The organism is Mycobacterium sp. 1245801.1 (assembly GCF_001673055.1).
In the GTDB taxonomy this organism is placed as follows: Bacteria; Actinomycetota; Actinomycetes; order Mycobacteriales; family Mycobacteriaceae; genus Mycobacterium; species Mycobacterium europaeum_A.
On sequence record NZ_LZKY01000037.1, the window covers coordinates 1 to 6610 of the forward strand.

Consider the following 6610-nt stretch of genomic DNA (forward strand, 5'->3'; position numbering starts at 1 on the left):
CGGCGGGGTCGCGCTGCCGGGCTGCGAGTGCGGGTCAGTTCCGTTGGCGCGCCGGTTGTTCGGCGAAGGCGGGGCGACCGGGGCCGCGGCATTGACGTTCATGCTGGCCGCGCCGGCGATCAACCCGGTGGTGCTGGTGGCCACGGCCGTGGCGTTCCCGGGTGCACCCAGGATGGTCTTCGCCCGAATGGGGGCGTCGCTGCTGACCGCGGTTGTCATGGGCTGGGCGTGGTCGCGGTGGGGGCGGCCGGAATGGATCACCCGCCGGCCGCCCGCCGCGCAGACGCAGGGTGAGTCGCGCTGGGTGGTCTTCACCGAGGCGGCCCGTCACGACTTCCTGCAGGCCGCATCGTATTTGGTGCTCGGCGCGGCGGCGGCGGCGTTGCTTCATGTGGCGGTGCCGCAGTGGGTGTTCGCGCACCTGGCGACCGACCTCGCCCTCGGGGTCGCGCTGATGGCCACCCTCGCGGTGGTGCTCGCGTTGTGTTCGGAGGCGGACGCCTTCGTGGCGGCCAGCATGACGATGGTGCCGCTGTTGCCCCGGCTGGTGTTCCTCGTCGTCGGTCCGGCCGTCGACGTCAAGCTGTTCGCCATGCAGGCCGGCATGTTCGGCCGGGCGTTCGCCGCACGCTTTGCGCCGTGCACGTTCCTGGTGGCAACGGCGAGTGCCTGTGTCATAGGGCTTTTCGTGTTGGGAGCCCGGTGATGAGCCGCGAAGCCGAGAACACGGTGTTGCTGTTGGTGGGTATCAGCATCGCCATGATCACCGCGTCGGGGGTGTTCACCCGTTACGTCAAGCCGGGCCTGTTGCCGTGGCTCGCCGTATCGGCGGTGGTGCTCATCGGTTTGGCGCTGGTGGCGATCATCGGCGACATCCGCCGCGGTGGACCCCGGACCGCTGACGCGGCCGGCGAGCACGGCCACGAGCATTCCCACCGGCGGGGCATCGCCTGGCTGTTGGTGGTCGCGGTGCTGGTGCTGATGTTCGTGGCGCCGCCGGCGCTGCGGCCCTCGGCGGCCGCCCCGTCGGTGACGTCGGTGTCCAATGACGTTCTGAACAAATCGTTTTCACCGCTGCCGCCGGGCCCTGCGCCGGAAGTCTCGCTGCCCGAGGTGCTGATGCGAGAAGCGCACGACACGACCGGATCATTGACGAACCGAACGATCACCGTCACCGGCTTCGTGCTCAACGAGGCGCAGGGCGTCGACCTTGGCCGCATCGTCATCATCTGTTGTGCGGCCGACGCCCAGCTGGCCCGAATCCATCTGCGCGGCCCGGCCGCCGGGGGCGCCTCCGGCCTACCGGACAACACCTGGATCCGGGTGCAGGGTCAGGTCATACCCGCACCGCGACAACCCAATTCGCCGGCCATCCCGACGCTGCAGGCGACCGCCGTCACCCGAGTCGACGCCCCGCCGAATCCCTACGCCTATCCGCGCTGACCGTCAGTTGCCTTGACCGCCTGTCCAGCGTTGATGGCCCCCGAGTCGATCCGGGACGGGCGCGGTTTCCCACTGTCCGAGCTCGAGCCACTCGCGCAGTTCGGCGGCCGCGTCGCCGTCGGCGATGGGGCCGATCCACTGGGCCGGGCCGCAGGCCACCCGGTCGTTCGTGCAGGGCTGCAGCACGGCCATGACACCGCCGCCGGTCGGGCGGGACGCGCAGGTGAGTGGTCCGAGCATGCAGGAGGCGGTGACCAGCATGGAGTGCGGGCAGCGCCGAATCGCCGGCCGCAGCTCGTCGATCACCGACAGTTCGCCGGCGACCGCGCAAGCGGCGCAGACGATCACGGTGAAGGGACGGGCGGTGCCGCGGCGCGGGGAGGTCACCGCGGTGTGTGCGGGCCGGGGTAGGGCAGCAGCGCCATTTCACGGGCGTTCTTGATGGCCGTCGCGACCTGTCGTTGCTGCCGGACGGTCAGGCCGGTCACCTGGCGGGACCGGATCTTGCCGCGTTCGGAGATGAAGATGCGCAGCGTCGCGGTGTCCTTGTAGTCCACCGCGTACAGTCCCAGGGTGCGCAGCGCATTCTTTTTCGGTGACCGGCCGGGCGGTAGCGCGAGCCGGCGGATGCGGGCGGCTTTCCGGGCCATCACCAGCTCGCCTTCCGCACGCCGGGTAGCTGCCCGGCGTGCGCCAATTCGCGGACCCGCACCCGCGATAACCCGAACTTGCGCAGGTGGCCGCGGGGACGCCCGTCGACGGCGTCGCGGTTGCGGACCCGCACGGAGCTGGCGTCGCGGGGCTGGCGGGCCAACGCTTCTCGTGCCGCCGCCCGCTGCTCGGCGGTGCTCGCCGGTGCGCGGATGACCTCCTTGAGTTCGGCCCGGCGTTCGGCGTAACGCGCCACGATCGCGCGACGGCGCTCGTTCTTGACGATCTTGGATTTCTTGGCCATGTTCAGCGCTCCTCGCGGAAGTCGACGTGGCGGCGGATGACGGGGTCGTACTTGCGCAGCATCAGCCGGTCGGGGTCGTTGCGTCGGTTCTTGCGGGTGATGTAGGTGTATCCGGTGCCCGCGGTGGAGCGCAGTTTGACCAGCTGACGAATCTCGTTGCGGGCCATCAGATTCGCTGCCCCTCGCGACGCAACCGGGCCACGACCGCCTCGATGCCGTCGCGGTCGATCACCTTGATGCCCTTGGCGCTGACGCGCAGCCGGATCCGGCGGTCCTCGGAGGGCAGGTAGTACGTCTTGCGCTGGATGTTGGGGGAGAAGCGCCGCGGGGTCCGGCGATGGGAATGCGACACCGCCCTACCGAAACTCGGTCGACGGCCGGTCACCTGACAGTGGGCGGACACCTGCACCTCCGTTGCGCTTATTGAAAATCGTTTTCGACAAGGCCCGACCCGAACGGTACCGTATGTGGAACCTAGATGAAAACCATTATCAATAAGGAGGACGATGCAGACGCCCGTCATCCTGGTCACCGGCCAGAGGGACACCGAACCCGTCGTGGGTGCGCTGTTGCGCACCCCGGGAACGCTGGTGATCGAGCACTCCTTCGACGGTCATGTGGTGCGCCGAACGACAGCGTCGCTGTCCGACGGCGTCTTGACGTCCAACGAGAGCGGCCTGGAACTCGCGCATGGCTGTATCTCGTGCACCATCCGCAACGACCTGTTGGTGTTGCTGCGTCAGTTGCACCGGCGCGACGACGTCGACCGGATCGTCGTGCACCTGGGGCCCTGGCTGGAGCCCGAACCAATCTGTTTGGCCATCAAGCACGTTCGGGTGCGTGTGGCGCCCGGATACGTCGACGGGCCGGCGGCCCTGGACGTATCGATCGCCGCGGTGGTGGCCTGCGTCGACTCGTCGGCGTGGCTGAACCAGGCGCTGGGTGAGGACGAATTGGACGACGGGCGCACCGAGGCCCAGGTGGTGATCGGGCAGGCCGAATTCGCCGATGTGGCGGTGCTCAACCGTCCCAATCCGTTCGTCGCCGCCGTGCTGCGCCGGTTGTCCCCGCGCGCTCGCCTGCAGGTGGGTGCCGACGGTCTCGAGGATGCGCTGAACAACCTGTATCGCGACGCGCGCCGCGGCCGCAGCGACGACCCGCACGGGCCGCTGCTGGCCGGCCAGCCCCCGCTGGAGTCACGCGGTCCAATCAACTTGGTGGAGTTCGGTTCCCGACGGCCCTTCCATCCGCAGCGCCTGCACGACTGCCTGGATCTGCTGCTCGATGGTGTGATCAGAACCCGCGGGCGGCTCTGGCTGGCCAGCCAGCCCGACCGGGCGATGTGGTTGGAATCGGCCGGCGCCGGGCTGCGGGTCAGCTCCGCGGGCAAGTGGCTGGCCGTCATGGGTGGCCGCGAGCTCGACGGAATCGACGTCGAGCGACGAACTTTCGCCGAACTGGCCTGGGATGACCGGTACGGCGACCGGCACACGGCGATGACCATCCTGGTGTGCGGCGCGAAACCGGCCGACATCCTCGACGGCCTGCATGGTGCGCTGCTGACCGACGCGGAGATGAGCCGTCCGCGTGACTGGCTCGGCTACGACGACCCGTTCGGTGACTGGCATGAGGAGCCGTGCGGGGAGCGGGCGGAGGCGGCCGACAACGCGGCCCGGCGCATCGGGCAGGACACCGACCCGTCATGAAGCCCGGCGTACATCCCGACTACCACCCCGTCGTCTTCCAGGACGCAACCACCGGTGCGATGTTCCTAACCCGATCGACGCTTGACAGTTCGCGCACCGTCGAGTGGCAAACACGGCACGGGGCCCGCACCTATCCATTGATCGTCGTCGAGATCACCTCGGATTCACATCCGTTCTGGACCGGCGCTCGCCGCATCGTCGACAGCGCCGGACAGGTGGAGAGGTTCCACCGCCGCTACGGCCGGCGCTGACGGTCGGTGGCCGCGGCGAGGCCATTCGTGTTGCGCGCCACCGCAACACGCGTGTCGGTGACGCGGCGTAGTGTGGGTCAAATGCGAAGCGAAGGCGATACCTGGGACATCACCACGAGCGTGGGCTCCACCGCGTTGTTCGTGGCAACAGCGCGGGCATTGGAGGCGCAAAAGCCGGACCCGCTGGCCGTCGATCCATACGCGGAGGTCTTCTGCCGCGCCGTGGGCGGTTCGTGGGCGGACGTGCTCGACGGCAAGGACCCCGACCACCAGCTGAAGACCGCTGACTTCGGCGAGAACTTCGTCAACTTCCAGGGCGCCCGCACCAAGTACTTCGACGAATACTTCCGCCGCGCGGCGGACGCGGGAGTGCGACAGGTGGTCGTCCTGGCCGCGGGCCTGGACTCGCGCGCCTACCGCTTGGACTGGCCGGGCGCGACGACCATCTTCGAGCTCGACCAGCCGCAGGTGCTCGACTTCAAGCGCGAGGTGCTCACCGATGCCGGCGCCCAACCGCGTGCCGAGCGCCGTGAGATCGCCATCGATCTGCGTGAGGACTGGCCGCAAGCGTTGCGTGACAGCGGCTTTGATCCCGCCAAGCCGTCCGCATGGATCGCCGAGGGCCTGCTGATCTATCTCCCGGCTGCCGCCCAGGAGCAGCTGTTCACCGGCATCGACGGCCTGGCCGGTCACGGCAGTCACGTCGCCGTCGAGGACGGCGCCCCGATGAAACCCGAGGACTTCGAGGCCGCCGTGGCCGAAGAACGCGCGGCCACAGAGCAGGGCGACGGCCGGGTGTTCTTCCAGCTCGTCTACAACGAGCAGCACGCACCCGCCACCGAATGGTTCGGCCAGCACGGCTGGACCGCGGTCGGCACTCCGCTGGCCGATTACCTGCGCGAGGTCGGGCGTCCGGTACCCGGCCCGGACACCGAGGCCGGCCCGATGATCGCCCGCAACACCCTGGTGCGCGCCGTCCGAGAGTGACACGTCGCAACGAAAACCGGCCGTGATCACGATCGCGGCCGGTTTTTCATGAGTTTTCCGTGAATCGGGCCGGCCGCCGCGGCCGCGGGCTGACCACCCTGACCGGTGACGAGTTCGGCGACGGACCCTTGGCGCCGATGTTGCCGGGCAGCTGGCAAAGCGATCAGCGCGGAACTTTTGCGCCCCGCCAGCCGACTACTGGCTGCGTGATCGTCGTGCCGGCAATCCGGTAGTGGCGACCGTCGAGCTCACCCCATCGTCAAGGAGTCGCCGCTATGACCGCGCCGGTGCGGACGGTTGCGTCCCCGATCCGCCCGGTCGGGCGGACGGTTCCGGGATGGCCCGGCCCGAGTTGATAATGAAAATGATTTTCATTAAGGTAGGGCCTTGCTGTGAGACCGCCCGACGTGCGGCTGTGAGTATGCCGAAGAAGCGGACAATCACTCCCGAAAATGTCCTCAACAGCGGTAAAAGAAGGGCAGAGCAGTGGTGAGCCGGACAGGGCCAAACGCCTCGACAGTTAGCTTATGCAATGCTAACTTCAGGCGGGTTAAGTTAGGGGAGACTACATACATGAAAAGTCGCGGCCGTGGAACTCGGTGACACCGGCATGCTCACAGCTCAGCCCGTCAATTCGCGGGTGGACGCGCGGGTGGACGAGGACGTCGTCAGCCGGTTCGCCACGTGCTGCCGCGCGCTCGGCATCGTCGTCTACCAACGGCAGCGGCCGGCGGATCTGGCCGCCGCCCGCTCCGGTTTCACCGCGCTGACCCGCATCGCCCACGACCAGTGCGACGCGTGGACCGGCCTGGCCGCGACCGGCGATGTCTCCCTGCGAGTGCTCGAGGCGGTATCGCGCACCGTGGCGACCGCGGGCACGCTGCAGCGCCAGGTGGACCTGGCGCCTGGTTCGCTGGGCTTCCGCTACGACACGGGGCTGTATCTGCAGTTCCGCGCCGCGACCCCCGACGAGTTCCAGCTCGCCTACGCGGCCGCGCTGGCAACGGCCGGACGATTCGCTGACGCCGACCAGATCGTCGCTGGCGTGACCGCGCGTCGCCCGACGTGGCGCGAGGCCCGCTGGGTGTCCGTCGTCATCAACTACCGCGCCGAGCGCTGGTCGGACGTCGTCAAGCTGCTGACCCCGATCGTCAACGACGCGGATCTCGACGAGGCGTTCTCGCACGCCGCCAAGATCGCGCTGGGCACCGCGCTGGCCCGGCTGGGCATGTTCGCGCCGTCGCTGTCGTATCTGGAGGAGCCCGATG

The 6610-nt window shown here is 68.7% G+C and carries 11 protein-coding genes and 1 pseudogene; 7 read left to right on the forward strand and 5 right to left on the reverse strand.

Annotation, left to right across the window (positions count from 1 at the left end):
• Nucleotides 1-706, forward strand: a 706-nt coding sequence (locus tag A5622_RS02195) for a permease (protein ID WP_066876385.1), incomplete at its 5' end; no start/stop codon positions are given.
• Nucleotides 706-1443 (forward strand): TIGR03943 family protein, encoded by a 738-nt coding sequence (locus tag A5622_RS02200; RefSeq protein WP_066872866.1) that lies wholly within the window; start codon nt 706-708, stop codon nt 1441-1443. The genes A5622_RS02195 and A5622_RS02200, both read left to right, overlap by 1 nt.
• Nucleotides 1444-1446: 3 nt before the next feature.
• Here A5622_RS02200 and A5622_RS02205 read toward each other — a convergent pair whose 3' ends face one another.
• The 5 genes from A5622_RS02205 to rpmB are packed head-to-tail and all read right to left on the reverse strand — an operon-like array spanning nt 1447 to nt 2801.
• Nucleotides 1447-1830, reverse strand: a complete 384-nt coding sequence (locus tag A5622_RS02205) for a hypothetical protein (protein ID WP_066876387.1) — start codon at nt 1828-1830, stop codon at nt 1447-1449.
• Nucleotides 1827-2093, reverse strand: a complete 267-nt coding sequence (gene rpsR, locus A5622_RS02210) for a 30S ribosomal protein S18 (RefSeq protein ID WP_066876389.1) — start codon at nt 2091-2093, stop codon at nt 1827-1829. Before rpsR ends, A5622_RS02205 begins: the two co-directional genes overlap by 4 nt.
• Nucleotides 2093-2398, reverse strand: a complete 306-nt coding sequence (gene rpsN / locus A5622_RS02215; RefSeq protein WP_066872857.1) for a 30S ribosomal protein S14 — start codon at nt 2396-2398, stop codon at nt 2093-2095. The genes rpsR and rpsN overlap by 1 nt, the downstream gene beginning before the upstream one ends.
• A 2-nt stretch (nt 2399-2400) precedes the next feature.
• Complete coding sequence (gene rpmG, locus A5622_RS02220) at nt 2401-2565, reverse strand: 50S ribosomal protein L33 (protein WP_066872855.1); 165 nt, start codon at nt 2563-2565, stop codon at nt 2401-2403.
• Entirely contained in the window at nt 2565-2801 is a 237-nt protein-coding gene (gene rpmB / locus A5622_RS02225) for a 50S ribosomal protein L28 (protein WP_066872881.1), read from the reverse strand. The genes rpmG and rpmB overlap by 1 nt, the downstream gene beginning before the upstream one ends.
• A 103-nt stretch (nt 2802-2904) precedes the next feature.
• Here rpmB and mrf point away from each other — a divergent pair, with 103 nt between their 5' ends.
• The 5 genes and pseudogenes from mrf to A5622_RS02245 form a co-directional block, all read left to right on the forward strand.
• On the forward strand, nt 2905-4104 hold the full coding sequence (gene mrf, locus A5622_RS02230; RefSeq protein WP_066872854.1) for a ribosome hibernation factor-recruiting GTPase MRF: 1200 nt from the start codon (nt 2905-2907) through the stop codon (nt 4102-4104).
• Nucleotides 4101-4355 carry a type B 50S ribosomal protein L31 gene (locus A5622_RS02235; protein WP_066872851.1) on the forward strand — a complete coding sequence of 85 codons (255 nt, stop codon included), beginning with the start codon at nt 4101-4103 and terminating at the stop codon, nt 4353-4355. Before mrf ends, A5622_RS02235 begins: the two co-directional genes overlap by 4 nt.
• Nucleotides 4356-4436: 81 nt before the next feature.
• Nucleotides 4437-5342, forward strand: a complete 906-nt coding sequence (locus A5622_RS02240) for a class I SAM-dependent methyltransferase (protein ID WP_066872849.1) — start codon at nt 4437-4439, stop codon at nt 5340-5342.
• Between the two features lie 59 nt (nt 5343-5401).
• Nucleotides 5402-5575 carry a hypothetical protein gene (locus A5622_RS28825; RefSeq protein ID WP_156752810.1) on the forward strand — a complete coding sequence of 58 codons (174 nt, stop codon included), beginning with the start codon at nt 5402-5404 and terminating at the stop codon, nt 5573-5575.
• Between the two features lie 356 nt (nt 5576-5931).
• A pseudogene (locus A5622_RS02245) lies at nt 5932-6610 on the forward strand (type VII secretion AAA-ATPase EccA); the annotation flags it as partial.